The 15,675-nt window shown below is 67.9% G+C and carries 12 protein-coding genes; 11 read left to right on the forward strand and 1 reads right to left on the reverse strand.

Going from position 1 to position 15,675, the window contains the following annotated elements:
* Positions 1–299 precede the first annotated feature (299 nt).
* From BLU04_RS03825 to BLU04_RS03860, 8 genes are all read left to right on the forward strand, one after another.
* Complete coding sequence (locus BLU04_RS03825) at positions 300–2,552, forward strand: ATP-binding protein (protein WP_093282438.1); 2,253 nt, start codon at positions 300–302, stop codon at positions 2,550–2,552.
* A gap of 611 nt (positions 2,553–3,163) precedes the next feature.
* On the forward strand, positions 3,164–3,790 hold the full coding sequence (locus BLU04_RS03830) for a TetR/AcrR family transcriptional regulator (RefSeq protein WP_093282440.1): 627 nt from the start codon (positions 3,164–3,166) through the stop codon (positions 3,788–3,790).
* Between the two features lie 77 nt (positions 3,791–3,867).
* Positions 3,868–4,068 carry a hypothetical protein gene (locus tag BLU04_RS03835; protein WP_093282443.1) on the forward strand — a complete coding sequence of 67 codons (201 nt, stop codon included), beginning with the start codon at positions 3,868–3,870 and terminating at the stop codon, positions 4,066–4,068.
* Between the two features lie 44 nt (positions 4,069–4,112).
* Positions 4,113–5,681, forward strand: coding sequence for an efflux transporter outer membrane subunit (locus BLU04_RS03840; RefSeq protein WP_231964895.1), 1,569 nt, complete (start codon positions 4,113–4,115; stop codon positions 5,679–5,681).
* Positions 5,682–5,706: 25 nt separating this feature from the next.
* A complete protein-coding gene (locus BLU04_RS03845) occupies positions 5,707–7,032 on the forward strand; it encodes an efflux RND transporter periplasmic adaptor subunit (RefSeq protein WP_093282445.1) in 1,326 nt (441 codons plus the stop codon).
* Positions 7,033–7,122: 90 nt separating this feature from the next.
* Positions 7,123–10,308 carry an efflux RND transporter permease subunit gene (locus tag BLU04_RS03850; protein WP_093282448.1) on the forward strand — a complete coding sequence of 1,062 codons (3,186 nt, stop codon included), beginning with the start codon at positions 7,123–7,125 and terminating at the stop codon, positions 10,306–10,308.
* A gap of 82 nt (positions 10,309–10,390) precedes the next feature.
* A complete protein-coding gene (locus BLU04_RS03855) occupies positions 10,391–11,236 on the forward strand; it encodes a metallophosphoesterase family protein (protein ID WP_093282451.1) in 846 nt (281 codons plus the stop codon).
* Between the two features lie 29 nt (positions 11,237–11,265).
* Positions 11,266–12,258 carry a glycosyltransferase family 9 protein gene (locus tag BLU04_RS03860; RefSeq protein ID WP_093282454.1) on the forward strand — a complete coding sequence of 331 codons (993 nt, stop codon included), beginning with the start codon at positions 11,266–11,268 and terminating at the stop codon, positions 12,256–12,258.
* Positions 12,259–12,267: 9 nt separating this feature from the next.
* Here the strand turns inward: BLU04_RS03860 and BLU04_RS03865 are convergent, their stop codons facing one another.
* Entirely contained in the window at positions 12,268–13,428 is a 1,161-nt protein-coding gene (locus BLU04_RS03865) for a putative zinc-binding metallopeptidase (protein ID WP_093282456.1), read from the reverse strand.
* Positions 13,429–13,730: 302 nt separating this feature from the next.
* Between BLU04_RS03865 and BLU04_RS03870 the strand changes: the two genes are divergently transcribed.
* Genes BLU04_RS03870 through BLU04_RS03880 form a run of 3 tightly spaced genes read left to right on the forward strand, consistent with a single transcriptional unit; the run spans position 13,731 to position 15,645 of the window.
* Complete coding sequence (locus BLU04_RS03870) at positions 13,731–14,369, forward strand: MotA/TolQ/ExbB proton channel family protein (RefSeq protein WP_093282459.1); 639 nt, start codon at positions 13,731–13,733, stop codon at positions 14,367–14,369.
* Positions 14,370–14,394: 25 nt separating this feature from the next.
* A complete protein-coding gene (locus BLU04_RS03875; RefSeq protein ID WP_093282462.1) occupies positions 14,395–14,811 on the forward strand; it encodes a biopolymer transporter ExbD in 417 nt (138 codons plus the stop codon).
* A 54-nt stretch (positions 14,812–14,865) separates the two neighbouring features.
* A complete protein-coding gene (locus BLU04_RS03880; protein ID WP_093282464.1) occupies positions 14,866–15,645 on the forward strand; it encodes an energy transducer TonB in 780 nt (259 codons plus the stop codon).
* The last annotated feature ends 30 nt before the right edge of the window (positions 15,646–15,675 follow it).

Below are 15,675 nucleotides of genomic sequence, written 5' to 3' on the forward strand. Positions count from 1 at the left end.
AACCGAGATCGCCTATTCAGGAGGTTGGCCGGGGCGGTCTCCCGTCGTTCTCTTTCCGAGATGCGCTCCGGCAGGAATGATGCGGGGAAAAGACTCTTCTGCGGAGCGCGTTTCTTTTCGATCCGATCCCGGGGGTGTCGCTCCGCTCAACCCCCGGCTAATGGCTGCGACCCTTTCAGGGTCAGGGCCTTTGCGAGGTTCCACTCCAAGCGCAACACCCGCTCTGAACGCCCCCCCGTACGCCACCATTTTTCCCGACCGCCACCCGTTTGACACAATCCCCGGCGAGGCTTTTGCCCATGTCCGTTGATCGCCGCCTTTCTCCCGATCTCCTCGACAGGACCGGTACCGCCGCTCTCCCTTCCCCCGCCCCCTCGGCCCCCACCTCCGTCCGGGCGGCCCGCCCTTTTCTCCCCGGCCTCGAGATCGACGAGATCGGGGGCGAGGAAACCAAGCGCCGCCCCGCCTCCTCCCTCCACTCGGTCGACGCGATCCACCCGCACACCCTCATCGACTCGGTCCACTCGGTGATCGAGACGACGCCCGTCGAGGAGGTCTACGGCCTCTTCCAGGATTCCCGCATCGCCTACCTCCCCGTCATCGACGGCACGGGGCGGCCCCTCGGCCTCTGCTCGCGCGGGCAGATCGGGTTCCTCCTCGGCGCGCGGTACGGCTTCGCCCTCTACGCGAAGCAGCCGATCTCCCGCCACCTCATGCCGCGCCACCTCGTCGTCGGCGAGGAGGAGCCGATCCGCGACATCCTGAACCAGAGCCTCGGCCGCCTCGGCGAGGAGTTCCACCACGACGTCATCCTCGTCGACGCGGGGGGCCTCTTCCTCGGCTCGATCGGCGTCCAGACCCTCGCCCGGGTCCAGTCGATGCTCGTCCGGGAGCAGATGGACGACCTCGCCCGCCAGCGCCGGGAGCTGACCGAGGGCAACCAGATCCTCTTCCGCTCCATCACCGAGCTGCGGCAGGTCCAGGCCCGCTCCCGCATCCTGCTGGAGAACAACGCGGCGGGCGTCGCCCTCCTCGACACCGCGGGCCGGATCGAGGCGCTGAACCCGACCCTCTCCGGCTGGCTCGCCGCGCTGGGGAACGGCTTCGAGTTTCCGTCCGAGACGGGGCCGAGCCTCGCCGACGCCGTCGAGGCCCGCGACCGGAACCGCCTCTTCGACGCCCTCGACGAGGCGGAGCGCCGGGGCCGCAGCGCCCTCGAACTCCGCCTGAAGGCCGGCCCGCCGCCGCCCTCCAACGGGGCCTCCCCCCGCGCCGAGGCCCCCGTCCGCCTCCTTTCCGCCAGCCTCCGCTGGATCGAGGAGACGGGCCAGATCTGCGCCTCCCTCCTCGACATCACCCAGGAGCGCCTCTTCCTCCGCAAATCGCTCCAGAAGGAAAAGGAGACCTTCCTCGATTCCCTCGCCGGGGGAATCGCCCACGAGCTCAACAACAAGCTCCTCCCGATCCTCGGCTTCGCCGACCTCCTCCGCGCCGCCGACCTCGACGAGGCCGACCGGATCGGCCACGCCGAGGTCATCTTCCAGAGCGCGAACGAGTCGGCGGCCATCGTCCGGCAGCTCCTCCAGTTCTGCCGTCCCACCCGGGAGGAGGCCGTCCCGTGCGACCTCGTCCAGCTCGTCTCCGAGGCCGTCGCCTTCCTCCAGTTCCGCATCCGCGAGATGCAGACCACCGTCCGCCTGGAACTCCCCGCCCATCCCGTCCCGATCCTCGCCGACCCCGGCCAGATCAAGCAGATCGTGATCAACCTCGTGATCAACGCGGTCGACGCGATGGAGAAATCGATGAAGCGCGAACTCCGCGTCCGCATCGAGGTCGGCGAAGGCGGGGAGCAGTGCCGCCTCCGCATCGCCGACACGGGAAGCGGCATCCCGCCCGAGATCCTCACCCGCATCTTCGACCCCTTCTTCACGACGAAATCTCAGGACAAGGGGAGCGGCCTCGGCCTGAGCGTCTGCCAGGCGATCGCGAAGAGCCACCGGGGGGAGCTCCAGGCGGAGAACCTCTCCGGCGCCATGGGAAACGGCGCGCTCTTCACCCTCTCCCTCCCCGTCCACGCCGCGCCGGAGCCCGCCCCGTCCCAGGCCCTCCCCCTTCCCTCCGAGAACGGCAAGCCGGTCTCCCCGATCGTCCCCCTCCCTCCCGCCCCCGCGCCGCCCCGGCGGCGGGCCCTCGTCGTCGACGACGAGGCCTTCGTCGGCGGCTTCGTCGGGGAAGTGCTGAAGCGGCGCTTCAACTGCCTCGTCGAGCGGGCCGCGAACGGCATCGAGGCGGTGGCGAAGCTCGAGGAAGGGACCTACGACCTCGTTGTCAGCGACGTCCTGATGCCCCGGATGAACGGCGTCGACCTCTTCCGCTGGGTGCTGGAGAACCGCCCCGCGCTGACGCCGAACTTCCTCTTCGTCACCGGCCATGACGGCGGCGGCGAGACCGGCGCGGCGCTCTCCGGCTCGGGGCGGCCGGTGGTGCCGAAACCGTTTACGGCTGATATTCTTTCGGAGCAGGTGCGGCGGTTGCCGATTCTGCAGCCTTAGGGGGGGCGCGGGTTGGGGAGCGCCCTTCGGGGCTGGCGGGGTCGCCCCTGTACAGCTGGAGGCAATCCGCTTTATAGCCACAGAGGGGCTTCGCCCCTCCGTGACCTCCTGTTCTGAGGGCCTGAACTAGGCGGACGCGCTTTGTCGGCGCCTCGTCTCCTCACTGGATTAAAATCCGCTGCTTCCCCAGCGTCCGAGGGTACGTACTGAAGGGGTAGCGGTACCAATACGCCTAGACTCCTATCGGTAGAGAAGCGTATGTGAGAGATATCTTCAGGGGTTCAGCACCGAGGAGATAGGCCTGCATCCTTGGATGTTCCTTCCCATGGCTCGGCCCTCAAGGGGGTTAGATCCAGCGGAGTAGAGTGGGCTTATGGGAGATAGGCCTCTTGGGTTGCGCTCTATCTACACCACGGCCTATCAGACAGGAGGGTCCGGAGGGGCGTGCCCCTCCGTTCGTTCAAACGCGCGGGTTACATCCACCTGTACAGGGAAATGTACCCCGTCCCGAAGGGCTGCTCCTTCCCCCGCGACCCCTATTCCTCAGAGTAAAATCACCTTTTTCAAAAAAACATCTTGAAACATACCGACCGGTCTAGTAAGTTCGGCCTATGAAACGAGAAGGCGATACCAAGCAGAAGCTCCTCGATGTGGCCATGCAGCTCCTCTGGGAACAGAGCTACGGCTCGGTCGGCGTCGATGACATCTGCAAGAAGGCCGGTGTCACGAAGGGAAGCTTCTACTTCGCCTTCCCTTCCAAGGCCGACCTCGCGGTCGCCGCCTTCGAGGAATACTGGACGAAGCATAAGCGCCCGATCCTCGACACGATCTTCTCGGCCCAGGTTCCTCCCGTGGAACAGTTTGAGAACTTCTGCGCCTTCATCGTGAAGGATCAGACGGCCAAGTACGAGGAATTCGGCAAGATGTGCGGCTGCCCCGGAACGTCGGTCGGCTGCGAGGTCAGCACCCAGGACGAGAAGATCCGGTCCGCCCTCGACCTGATGTGCGAGAAGATGCTCCGGTATACGACTGCCTCGATCTCCGCCCTCCAGTCCGAGGGGCTGATCGCGAAGGACGAGGACCCGAAGATGATCGCCCGCCAGGTATACGACTTCACCGTCGGCCTCCTGACCCAGGCGAAGATCGAGAACGATCCCGCCGCCCTTCAGCGCCTCCGCCCCGGGATGTTCCGGATCCTCGGCCTGAAGGTATCGCAGCCCGCCCCCGCCACCGTCTAAAACCCCCTTTTTTTTGCCCTGTTACTAAACCAACCGGTCTATCAATCACTTCCAATACCATTTAAGGAGAACCCCCCATGAACAAGCGCACTCCCAAGACCTTCGCCAACCGGCTGCAAGACCACATCGCCGCCGCCGCCGCCTTCACCCTGAACCGGACTCGGACGCAGACGGAAAACAGCCTCTCGCCCCGGCTCTCGACCCTCCCCGAAGGGACCTTCGCCTGGGCCCCGATCATCGTGCGGCCCCGGTCGCAGGCCAGCCGCTGGATCGAATAACGATTGAGCGATTCATAACCCCCGAACCTTCACGGACCCCCGCCATGAATACCGATTCCCACTACCCCTCCGACCTCCGGGACGAGGAAGGCCTCCTCCCGATCCCGATGCTGATCGGGCTTCTCGCCATCCTCGCCCTGCTCCTCTCCGGCTGCTCCGTCGGTCCCGATTACAAGCGCGCCGACCTCGGCCCCGAGGTCCAGACCCCCGCCGCCTTCACCGAGGGCGCGGCCCCCGCGAAGGAAGCGGCCCCCGCCGACGCCCTCGCGAAGGGGACGTGGTGGACGGTCTTCAACGACCCCGCCCTGAACGACCTCGAGGCGCAGGCCGCGGCGAGCAACCAGAACCTGAAGGCCGCCGTCTCCCGCGTCGACCAGGCCCGCGCCCTGACGAAGGTGGCGAAGTCGCAGCTCCTCCCGACGGTCGATTTCAACCCCTCGGGCTCGATCTACCGCCTCCCCGACAACAAGTCGACGACCGCGCCCGGCCTCCAGTCGAACGTCGCCACCGCGCAGGGCGATCTCAACTACGAGGTCGACCTCTGGGGTCGCGTCCGCCGCTCGATCGAGGCCTCGACCGCCTCCTACCAGGCCTCGGTCGCCGACTTCGAGAGCGTCCGCCTCGCCCTCCACGCCGAGGTGGCGCAGGATTACTTCACCCTCCGCGCCGCCGACGGCGAGATCGCGATCCTCGAATCGGCGATCGATCTCCGCCGCCAGAGCCTCGACCTCATCAAGGCCCGCTTCCAGGCCGGGGCGAGCAACGACCTCGACGTCGCCCGGGCCGAGACCGAATACGCCACGGCGAAGGCCGCCCTCTTCGCCGTCCGGCAGAACCGCGCCGAGCTGGAGCACGGCCTCGCCGTCCTGACGGGGAAGTCGGTCGAGTCGTTCAAGCTCGCCGCCGCCCCCCTGGACAAGCTGGGCCTCCCCCCCGCGATCCCGACCGGCGTCCCCTCGGAACTCCTCGAGCGCCGTCCCGACGTCGCCGAGGCCGAGCGCCAGATGGCCGCCGCCAACGCCCAGGTCGGCGTCGCCAAGGCGGCCTTCTTCCCCACGGTGAAGCTCACCGGGGCCGCCGGGTTCCAGAGCGTCGACCTCGGCTCCCTCGTGAACTGGTCGAGCCGGATGTGGTCGGTCGGGCCGAGCCTCTCCCTCCCGATCTTCGAGGGCGGCCGGAACACGGCGAACCTCAACCGCGCCCACGCCGCCTACGACGAGACCGTCGCCCTCTACCGCCAGCAGGTCCTCACCTCCTTCAAGGAAGTGGAGGACAGCCTCTCCGGCCTCCGGAACCTCTCGGGCCAGGCCGAGGCCGAGGCGAGCGCCGTCACCGCCTCGCAGCGGTCGTCGACCCTCTCCGACCTCCGCTACCGGAACGGCAGCGCGACCTACCTCGACGTGATCGACTCCGAGCGGAGCGCCCTCGACACCCAGCGGGCCGCGATCCAGACCCTCGGCCAGCGTTACGTCGCCAGCGTCCGCCTGATCAAGGCGCTCGGCGGCGGCTGGAGCGAGTCGGCCCTCGCGACCACGCCGGCCACCGCTTCGACGACCCCTTCCGAACCTTCCTCCAACCCGGCCTCCACCACCGTCGCCCAGGCCGACCGCTAAACCCCTTACCGAAAATCCTCCCGCCATGATCACGTCCGACACCCACGCCTCCGCCTCCACGTTCCCGCCGCTTCCCCAGAACGGCCACGCCCCGCTCCGCCCGAAACTCTCCGAACCCGCCACCCCCATGAAGAAATCGAACTCCCGCTTCCTCCTCACCGGCATCGGTGCCGTCGGCCTCCTCGGCCTCTCCGCCGGACTCTACCTCGCCTTCGCGGGCTCCCCGTCCGCGCCCAAGGCCGCCGCCGCCGGGGCTCCCGCCGGGATGCCTCCCGTCTCCGTCGTCGTCGAGACGGTGACCGAGCAGAAGATGCGCGTCTGGAACGATTTCTCCGGCCGCCTCCACGCCGTCGACTTCGCCGAGATCCGCCCCGAGGTCAGCGGCCGGATCACCGAGATCCGCTTCACCGACGGCCAGGCCGTGAAGGCCGGGGACGTCCTCCTCGTCATCGATCCCCGTCCCTACGAGGCCGCCGTGGCGCGGGCCGACGCCGCCGTCGCCTCGGCGAAGTCGGCGCTCCAGCTCGCCCAGTCCGACCGCGAGCGCGCCCTCGCCCTCATCAAGGTCCACGCCGTGACGCAGCAGGAGGCCGACCAGGCCGAGAACGCCTTCCGCGTCGCCTCCTCGACCCTCGCCTCGGCCGAGGCGCAGCTGAAGACCGCCAACGTCGACTTCGACCACGCCTACGTGAAGGCCCCGATCACGGGCCGCGTCAGCCGGGCCGAGATCACCGTCGGCAACCTCGTCCAGCAGGGCCCGGGCGCGCCGCTCCTCACCTCGATCGTCTCGGAGAACGGCATCTACGCCGACTTCGAGGTCGACGAGCAGACCTACCTCGAGACGATCCGCACCGCCGCCAACGGCAACGCGCAGGAGCAGCTCATCCCCGTCCAGCTGATCACCCCCGGCGACACGACCCACACCTATGACGGCTTCATCGAGAGCTTCGACAACCGCCTCGACGCCGCCTCCGGGACGATCCGGGCGCGGGCGAAGTTCGCCAACGCCGACATGACCCTCGTCCCCGGCATGTTCGTCTCGGTCCGCCTCGCCAGCGGCAAGGACCGGACGGCGATCCTCATCCACGAGCGGGCGATCAGCTCCGACCAGAGCAAGAAGTTCGTCTTCGTGGTGAACGAGCAGAACCACGTCGCCTACCGCGAGATCCAGCTCGGCAAGAGCGTCCGCGAGATGCGGATCGTCGAGAAGGGCCTCCAGCCCGGCGACCGGGTGATCGTCGACGGCGTCCAGCGCGTCCGTCCCGACGCCGTCGTCACCGCGCAGGAGCTGACCCCCTCGGCGAACGCCGTCGCCATCCAGACCAGCGTCACGACCGAGGCGGCCCGCTAACCAATCCAAGCAAAAAAGTTCCCGAAAGCGCTCCCCAGGGGCGCTGCACACCCCCACCATGTCCAGCGCCCCCACTTTCCTTCCCGTCCCATGAACCTCTCCAAATTCTTCATCGACCGCCCGATCTTCGCGGGCGTCATCTCCTTCACCATCTTCCTGGCGGGGCTCATCTCCCTCTTCCAGCTCCCGATCTCGGAATACCCCGAGGTCGCGCCGCCCTCCGTCGTCGTGAACGCGCAGTTCCCCGGCGCGAACCCGAAGACGATCGCCGAGACCGTCGCCACGCCGCTCGAGGAGCAGATCAACGGCGTCGAGGACATGCTCTACATGTTCTCCCAGGCCTCGACCGACGGCCGCCTCACGCTCACCATCACCTTCAAGCTCGGCACCGACGCCAACCTCGCCACCCAGCTCGTCCAGAACCGGGTGAACCAGGCCCTCCCCCGCCTCCCCGAGGTCACCCAGCGCCTCGGCGTCACGACGATCAAGAGCTCCCCCGACCTCACCATGGTCGTCCACCTGAAGTCGCCGAACGAACGCTACGACATGCTCTACCTGCGGAACTACGCCACGCTGAACGTGAAGGACCAGCTCGCGAAGATCCAGGGCGTCGGCCAGGTGCAGCTCTTCGGCTCCGGCGACTACGCCATGCGCATCTGGCTGAACCCGGAGAAGGTCGCCGCCGTCGGCCTCACCGCGCAGGAAGTCGTCGGGCAGATCCGCCGCCAGAACGTCCAGGCCTCCGTCGGCGTCATCGGCGGCCCGCCCTACGACAAGGGCGTCGAGCTCCAGCTCCCCGTCAACACCCAGGGCCGCCTGCAGGACCCGGAACAGTTCGGCGAGATGATCGTGAAGCGGAGCGAGGGCGGCGTCGTCACCCGGCTGAAGGACATCTCCCGCATCGAGGTCGAGGCCTCCGAGTTCGGCCTCCGCTCCCTCCTCGACAACAAGCCCGCCGTCGCCATCCCGATCTTCCAGTCCCCCGGCTCCAACGCCATCGAGATCTCCGACCACGTCCGCGCCACGATGGAGGAACTGAAGAAGAACTTCCCCGAGGGCGTCGACTACTCGATCGTCTACGACCCGACGGTCTTCGTCCGCGGCTCGATCAAGGCCGTCATCCACACCCTGCTGGAGGCGCTCGTCATGGTCGTCATCGTCGTCATCCTCTTCCTCCAGACGTGGCGCGCCTCGATCATCCCGCTGCTGGCGGTGCCGGTCTCGATCGTCGGCACCTTCGCGATCATGCACGCCTTCGGCGGCTCGATCAACGCGCTCTCCCTCTTCGGCCTCGTCCTCGCCATCGGCATCGTCGTCGACGACGCGATCGTCGTCGTCGAGAACGTCGAGCGGAACATCCACGACGGCCACTCCCCGCGCGAGGCGACGAACCGCGCCATGAGCGAGGTGACGAGCCCGATCATCGCGATCACCCTCGTCCTCTGCGCCGTCTTCGTCCCGATCGCCTTCATCAGCGGCCTCACCGGGCAGTTCTACCGGCAGTTCGCGCTGACCATCGCCTTCTCGACGATCATCTCGGCGTTCAATTCCCTCACCCTCAGCCCCGCCCTCGCGGCGATCCTGCTGAAGAGCCACGACGCGCCGAAGGATCCCCTCACCAAGGCGATCGACAAGGTCTTCGGCCCCTTCTTCGGCCTCTTCAACCGCTTCTTCACCCGCAGCTCGGAACGCTACGGCACCGGCGTCGGCGGCATCGTCGGGCGGAAGACCGCCTCGGTCGGCATCTACCTCCTCCTCCTCGTCGGGGCCTACTACGCCTTCCAGATCGTCCCCCCCGGCTTCGTCCCCTCGCAGGACAAGCAATACCTCGTCAGCTTCGCCCAGCTCCCCGACGGCGCGAACCTGGAGCGGACCGAGAAGGTGATCCGCGAGATGTCGGAGATCGCGCTGAAGGAGCCGGGCGTCGAGAGCGCCGTCGCCTTCCCCGGCCTCTCGATCAACGGCTTCATCAACAGCTCGAGCGCCGGCATCGTCTTCGTGACGCTGAAGCCGTTCGAGGAGCGCAACGGCGGCAAGGGCGCCCTGTCCGGCGGGGCGATCGCCCACAGCCTCCAGGGCAAGTTCAACGGGGTGAAGGACGCCTTCATCGCCATCTTCCCGCCGCCCCCCGTCCAGGGCCTGGGCACCATCGGCGGCTTCAAGCTCCAGGTCGAGGACCGGACCGACCTCGGCTACGACGCCCTCAACGCGGCGATGCAGCAGGTGCAGGGGAAGGCGATGCAGACGCCCGAACTGGCGGGCGTCTTCAGCAGCTACAAGGTCAACGTCCCGCAGCTCTACGTCGACGTCGACCGGACGAAGGCGATGCAGCTCGGCGTCGACGTGCAGGACGTCTTCGACACGATGCAGATCTACCTCGGCTCCCTCTACGTGAACGATTTCAACAAATTCGGCCGCACCTACCAGGTGATCGCGCAGGCCGACAAGGAATTCCGTTCCCAGCCCGACGACATCCTCCGGCTGAAGACCCGCAACGCCGAGGGGAAGATGGTCCCGCTCGGCTCGATGGTCCGCGTCACCGACACGACGGGGCCGGAGAGCGCGATGCGTTACAACGGCTTCCGTTCCGCCGACCTGAACGGCGGGGCCGCCCCCGGCTTCTCCAGCGGCCAGGCGCAGAACGCCATCGTGAAGATCCTGAAGGAGACCCTTCCCGCGGGCATGGGCTACGAGTGGACGGAGTTGACCTACCAGCAGATCCTCGCCGGGAACACCGCGATGCTCGTCTTCCCGGTCTGCGCCCTCCTCGTCTTCCTGGTGCTGGCGGCGAAGTACGAGAGCCTCTTCCTCCCGCTCGCCGTCATCCTCATCATCCCGCTCTGCCTCTTCTCGGCGATCGTCGGGGTCTGGATTTCGCACGGGGACAACAACATCTTCACCCAGATCGGCCTCTTCGTGCTGGCCGGATTGGCGTGCAAGAACGCGATCCTCATCGTCGAGTTCGCGCGGGAGCTGGAGACGGCGGGCCGGAAGACCGTCGACGCCGCCATCGAGGCCGCCCGCCTCCGGCTCCGCCCGATCCTGATGACCTCGTTCGCCTTCATCATGGGCGTCGTCCCGCTCGTCCTCTCCGAGGGGCCGGGCGCCGAGATGCGGCACGCGATGGGCGTGGCGGTCTTCTCCGGCATGCTCGGCGTGACGGTCTTCGGGCTCTTCCTGACCCCCGTGTTCTACGTCCTGTTCCGCCTGCTCGAGAAGAAGTTCACCCGGGAGAAGGCGGTCCCGCAGGAATTGGCCTCGGTCCATCATCATTGAGGAGGGAGGCCCCCCGCCGGGGGGCGGGGGGCTTGAGGGGGGGCTTGTCTATTTCCCCGGCGGGCCCTTAAATCCCCCTCTGATGAAGTACGCCCTTCTGGGAGACATCCACTCCAACCTCGAAGCCCTCGAAGCGGTCCTGGCCGACGCCGAGCGTTCCGGGGCGGGGCGCGTCCTCTGCCTGGGCGACATCGTCGGGTACAACGCCGATCCCTCCGCCTGCGTCGAGCGGATCGTCGAGGCGGCGGCGACGACGGTGCGCGGCAACCACGACCACGAGGCCGCCCGCGCGGCCGAGCCCGAGGACTTCGCCCCCCTCGCCGCCGAGGGCCTCCGCTATTCCCGCAACGCGCTCGACGAGGCGCAGAAGGAATGGCTCCGCAAGCTTCCCCTCCACAAGACGATCCGGAGCACCGGCCCCCTCGGCGACTTCTCCCTCGTCCACTCGACCTTCGCCCGGCCCGATTCGTGGGCCTATGTCTTCACCGCGCTCGACGCCCAGGTCAGCCTCTCGTGGCAGAAGACCCGCATCGGCTTCTTCGGCCACACCCACGTCCCCCACTTCTTCGTCGCCGAGGAAAAGGGGAAGGTCGAGACCTACTGCTACCACCGCGTCGACCTCCGGCACGACGCGCGGGAACCCGAGGCGAGCGCCTCGTTCGAGATCGGCGCCCTCTCCGCGATCACCGAGGGGAGCGTCGCCGAGGCGGAACCGGCCTCCGCCGGGGGCCGCCGCTACTTCGTCAACATCGGGAGCGTCGGCCAGCCCCGCGACGGCGATCCCCGCGCCTCCTACGCCCTCTTCGACACCCGGACCGGCGTCCTCGAACTCCGCCGCATCCCCTACGACCTCGCGCTGACGCAGCGCAAGATCATCCTTGCCGGGCTGCCCGAGGAACTCGCCTCCCGCCTCGAGCGGGGCCGCTGATTCTCTTTTTCCCTTTCCCCTTTCCCGCCATGCACGCCGCCGCGAAAAAGAAGATCCTGATCGTGAAGCCGAGTTCCTTCGGCGACATCGTCCAGGCCCTTCCCGTCGCCGTCGGCCTCCGGCAGGCGTGGCCCGACGCCGAGATCGGCTGGCTCACCTTCGACCTCTACGAGCCCCTCCTCCGGGACCACCACGCGATCGACCGCCTCATCGTCCTCCCGAAGAAGTTCATGAAGCCGGGGAACTGGCCCCGCCTCTGGCGCTGGGTCGAGCAGCTCCGCGCGGAGAAATTCGACATGGTCCTCGACCTCCAGGGGCTCTTCCGCAGCGGCCTCCTCACGTGGCTCTCGGGCGCGCCGGTCCGCGTCGGCCTCGCCACGGCGCGGGAGGGCTCGACCTTCTTCTACACCGAGACGATCCTCGAGCCGCCCCCCCCGGCGCAGGAGAAGTACCTCGAATTCCTCCGCCACTTCGGCATCCCGCCCGATCCCTTCGCCTTCGCGCTGAACCCGCCGCCCCTCGCCATCGCGGGGCTGGAGGCGGGGCGCTACGTCGTCCTCCATCCCCATTCCCGCTGGCGGACGAAGCTCTGGCCGTGGCGCTACTACCAGACGCTGATCGATTCGATGCCGGAGATCCCCTTCGCCGTGATCGGGGAGGGGCCGTGGTTCCCGCTCTATTCGTCGACGGGGAACCTCCACGACCTCCGGGGCCGCCTCCCGCTCCCGCAACTCATGGCGGTGCTGAAGAACGCCCGCGCCGTGCTGAGCACCGACTCGGGCCCCGCCCACCTCGCCGCGGCCCTCGGGACGCCGACCGTCGCCCTCTTCGGCGCGACCGACTGGCGGAAGACGCGGCCCATCGGCCCCCACGTCCAGGTGGAGACCTTCCACACGCCGTGCGCCCCCTGCATGCGGCGCACCTGCCCCCAGGCGATCCCGATGGGGTGCCTGACCGAGATCACCCCGGCCCGCGTCGCCGGGCTGCTGAAGGCGATTCCCGAGCGGGTCGCCGCGCCTTAGCGCATCCGCCTAGACTCCGGCCACGACGCTCGGGCTGGCCGACGGGCCGGCGGGGATGGGGGCCGGCGTCTCCGTGCGGGCGACGGCGATCTCGACGGAACGGCCGGCGATCACTTCGGAGACGAAGCGGAGTTTCTCGACGACCTGGGTCGAGAGGACGAAGGGATAGATGTCCTTCAGCCCCATGCTCCGGTTGATGCTGTTGAGGGCGATGGAGAGCTCCGACCAGGCGGCGATCTTTTCCTCGAAGGACTTCGAGGCCGCGCGATCGTCGGAAGGGGGAGCCCCCGGCGTCTCGAGCGCCATCCGCTTGTCGGCGAGGCCGTAGTTCATCGCGACCTCGAGCGTGTCCTGGATGTGGAGGTAATGGGCCCAGCTCTCGGCCCAATCCTCCCACGGGTGGGCGGTGGCGTAGGCGCTGATGTACGACTCCTGCCAGTTCGGCAGCGTGCCGGTGGCGTAGTAATTCTGGAGGGCCTGGTTGTAGTCGGCCCGCTCGTCGCCGAAGAGGGCGCGGAACGGTTTCAGGTACTTCGTCCCCGCGACGAGCCGGTCCCAATAATAATGGCCGATCTCGTGCCGGAAATGGCCGAGGAGAGTGCGGTAGGGCTCCTGCATCGAGAGCCGCCGCCGCTCCCGCTCGCCGTCGTCGGCCTCGGCGATGTTCAGCGTGATGATCCCGTCCTCGTGGCCGGTGAGGACCGGCATCCCGGGGGCGTCGGCGAGGAAGCGGAAGGAGAGCCCCTGGCGCGGGTCGTCGATCCGGTTCAGCAACGGGAGGTCGAGCTTGATCAGGGTGTAGACGAGGCGGCGCTTGGCGGCCTCGATCAGCCGCCAGAGGGTCCGGTTCTGCTCGGTGGAGAGATCGGGGATCGTCTCGTCGAGGCGGCACGAGGTGCAGAACGGCTCGGCCCCCTCCTCCTCGGGGATCATCCAGTTGCAGGCGACCTCGCGGGAGTAATTCTGGCACTTGCGATAGAGCCGCCCCTTCGCGGCGGGCGCGGTGGCGACGAAGAGGTTCGGGCGCGTTCCCGGACCCTGGCCCGGGGCCGCCTCGATCGGGCTCTGGCAGAGGAGATCGGGAAGGAACCCGAGTTCCCGCTGGCAACTGACGCACCGGACGTTCTCGAAGAAGACGAGTTGGCCGCAGACACAATGGTACGTTTTCATCGAAAGGGGAGCTCGGGGGACAGGGGTTCTCCCTCAGGGATGCAGAAGGCGGGCCAAGGCGGGCGGTTTCCCCGATTTACTCTGAGAAATCACCCTCCGGCGTGCTCCGGGAGGCCTCCCGCTTTCGGGCAGCCCGCCTGAGTTTTTTTCTCGATATTGCAAATTGCATGAAAAAGAAGTTGTCCGGGGCTCTTCATTCTCCCGCAAAGGAGCGCAATCCGAAGCTATCCGAGGGCAAGGGGGCGTTAGCGAGGAAAGGAGGGGGCCGATAGTACTTAAAAAGCCTTATCCCTTTCCGTTTTATGCTTATCGAACTCTTCGTCAAAGGCGGCCCGATCATGTGGCCGATCCTCATCCTCTCTTTCGTCACCGTCGGCGTGGTCGTCGAACGGATTCTCTTCCTCGTGAAGGAAGCCCGCTACCGCGACCTCAACGAGGTCCGCCGGATCTTCTCCCTCGTCGAGCACGGCCGGATCGACGAGGCGGCGCTCGAGCTCCCCGCCAATTCGGACCGGATCGCGATCGTCCTCTCGCAGGGCCTCGCCCACCGGGACGCCTCCCTCACCGAGGCGATGATCGAGGCCTCCCAGGCCGAGCTCGACCGGCACAACCGGGGCCTCGTCGTCCTCGACACCGCCGTCACCCTCGGGCCGCTCCTCGGCCTCCTCGGGACGGTCACCGGCATGATGCGCGCCTTCAACCTCGTCGGCGGCGAAGACCTCGCCGGGAAGACGGCGGCCCTCACCGGCGGCGTCTCGGAGTGCCTCATCGCCGTCACCTTCGGCCTCGGCGTCGCGATCCTCGCGCTGATCCCGCTCAATTACCTCAACGCCCGGCTGGAGAAAGTCCGCCGCGAGTTCGAGTCGGCGATGACCCGGCTGGAGCTCCTCGTCACCCGCCAGCAGGCGACCGCCGCCGCCCGCGACGGCGTCGGCGTCTAAGCCTCCAGATTCAAGACCGGACTCCATGGCCCGCCTCGTCTCACCCCGCGCGAAGTCCCGGCCCCGGCTGGAGATCATCCCGTTCATCGACGTGATGTTCTTCCTCCTGGCCACCTTCATGATGGTCTCCCTGACCCTCGTGGAGAACCACGCGATCCCCGTCAACCTCCCGAAGGCGGTCACCGCCGCCCCGCAGGAACGGCACGAGGAAGTCGCCCTCACGGTGAAGGAGGACGGGACGATCTACTGGAACAAGGAGGCCGTCGCGATCGAGGCCCTCCCCGCCCGCCTCGACGCGCTGAAGAAGACCGAGGATTCCCCCCGCATCTTCATCCACGGCGACGAGAAGGCCCTCTTCGGCAAGGCGATCGCCGTCCTCGACGCCGTCCGCTCCTCCGGCATCACCAAAGTCGCCTTCGAGACCGGCAAGAATCCCAAGTAATTTCCAAGCGAAGAACCGAACGAAGCCCCCAACCCTTCCCCGCTTCCCACCCCCATGAACGCCACCCTCCCCGCGACTGCCCCGTCCTCCCGTCCCGGCTCCGCTTCCGGTTCCGTCCGGGTCGTCCGCGCCCTGGTGGCGGGCGAGGGGGCCTCGTCGTCCCTTCCCGCCTTCGTCGCGGCGGGGGACCGGAAGCCGTCGATGTGGGTCTGGCTGCCGTGGTGCCTCTCGGCCCTCGTCCACGTCATCGTCATCTGCGTCGGCCCCTTCGGCCACCGGGAGCAGGCGGTCTTCGCCATCGACGCGGGGAAGAACAGCCTCGAGCTCGACCTCGTCGCCGCGCCGAAGGAGACGGTCCAGGAGCAGGTGGAGACCCCCGTCGTCCAGCCGCCCGACGTCCTCGATCCCGAGCCCGATCCGATCGTCGTGAAGGTCGAGCCGCCGAAGCCCGAGGTGAAGCCCGAGCCGCCCCAGCCCCCGCAGCCCGAGAAGGGCGACGGCAGCTCCCCGAAGCCGGGCAAGGCGGCGACCACCGTCCACTCCGAGGCCGGGGCGATCCGCGACGTGAAGCCCGACTACCTCCGCAACCCCCCGCCGACCTACCCGGAGAGCGCCCGCCGCGCCCGGCAGCAGGGCCTCGTCCGCCTGATGGTGATCGTCAACGAGGAAGGCCGCCCGGAGAACATCGACGTCGCGGGGAGCAGCGGCTATTCCGACCTCGACTCGGCCGCCGTCTCCGCCGTTCGCAACTGGCGCTTCCGCCCCGCGATGGAAGGCGGCACCCCGGTGAAGTCCCGCGTCAGCGTCCCGGTCCGGTTCCGCCTCGACAGCTGATTCCGCGCTCCCGCCGGGGCGCTCAATTGA

This window comes from Verrucomicrobium sp. GAS474, assembly GCF_900105685.1.
In the GTDB taxonomy this organism is placed as follows: domain Bacteria; phylum Verrucomicrobiota; class Verrucomicrobiia; order Methylacidiphilales; family GAS474; genus GAS474.

Bases quoted from the DNA above. Each gene is read 5' to 3' on its own strand.
- BLU04_RS03875 (WP_093282462.1), top strand. From the start codon at position 14,395: ATGGCCCGCCTCGTCTCACCCCGCGCGAAGTCCCGGCCCCGGCTGGAG.
- BLU04_RS03865 (WP_093282456.1), bottom strand. From the start codon at position 13,428: ATGAAAACGTACCATTGTGTCTGCGGCCAACTCGTCTTCTTCGAGAAC.
- BLU04_RS03825 (WP_093282438.1), top strand. From the start codon at position 300: ATGTCCGTTGATCGCCGCCTTTCTCCCGATCTCCTCGACAGGACCGGT.
- BLU04_RS03855 (WP_093282451.1), top strand. From the start codon at position 10,391: ATGAAGTACGCCCTTCTGGGAGACATCCACTCCAACCTCGAAGCCCTC.
- BLU04_RS03880 (WP_093282464.1), top strand. From the start codon at position 14,866: ATGAACGCCACCCTCCCCGCGACTGCCCCGTCCTCCCGTCCCGGCTCC.
- BLU04_RS03840 (WP_231964895.1), top strand. From the start codon at position 4,113: ATGAATACCGATTCCCACTACCCCTCCGACCTCCGGGACGAGGAAGGC.
- BLU04_RS03850 (WP_093282448.1), top strand. From the start codon at position 7,123: ATGAACCTCTCCAAATTCTTCATCGACCGCCCGATCTTCGCGGGCGTC.
- BLU04_RS03845 (WP_093282445.1), top strand. From the start codon at position 5,707: ATGATCACGTCCGACACCCACGCCTCCGCCTCCACGTTCCCGCCGCTT.
- BLU04_RS03860 (WP_093282454.1), top strand. From the start codon at position 11,266: ATGCACGCCGCCGCGAAAAAGAAGATCCTGATCGTGAAGCCGAGTTCC.
- BLU04_RS03830 (WP_093282440.1), top strand. From the start codon at position 3,164: ATGAAACGAGAAGGCGATACCAAGCAGAAGCTCCTCGATGTGGCCATG.
- BLU04_RS03835 (WP_093282443.1), top strand. From the start codon at position 3,868: ATGAACAAGCGCACTCCCAAGACCTTCGCCAACCGGCTGCAAGACCAC.
- BLU04_RS03870 (WP_093282459.1), top strand. From the start codon at position 13,731: ATGCTTATCGAACTCTTCGTCAAAGGCGGCCCGATCATGTGGCCGATC.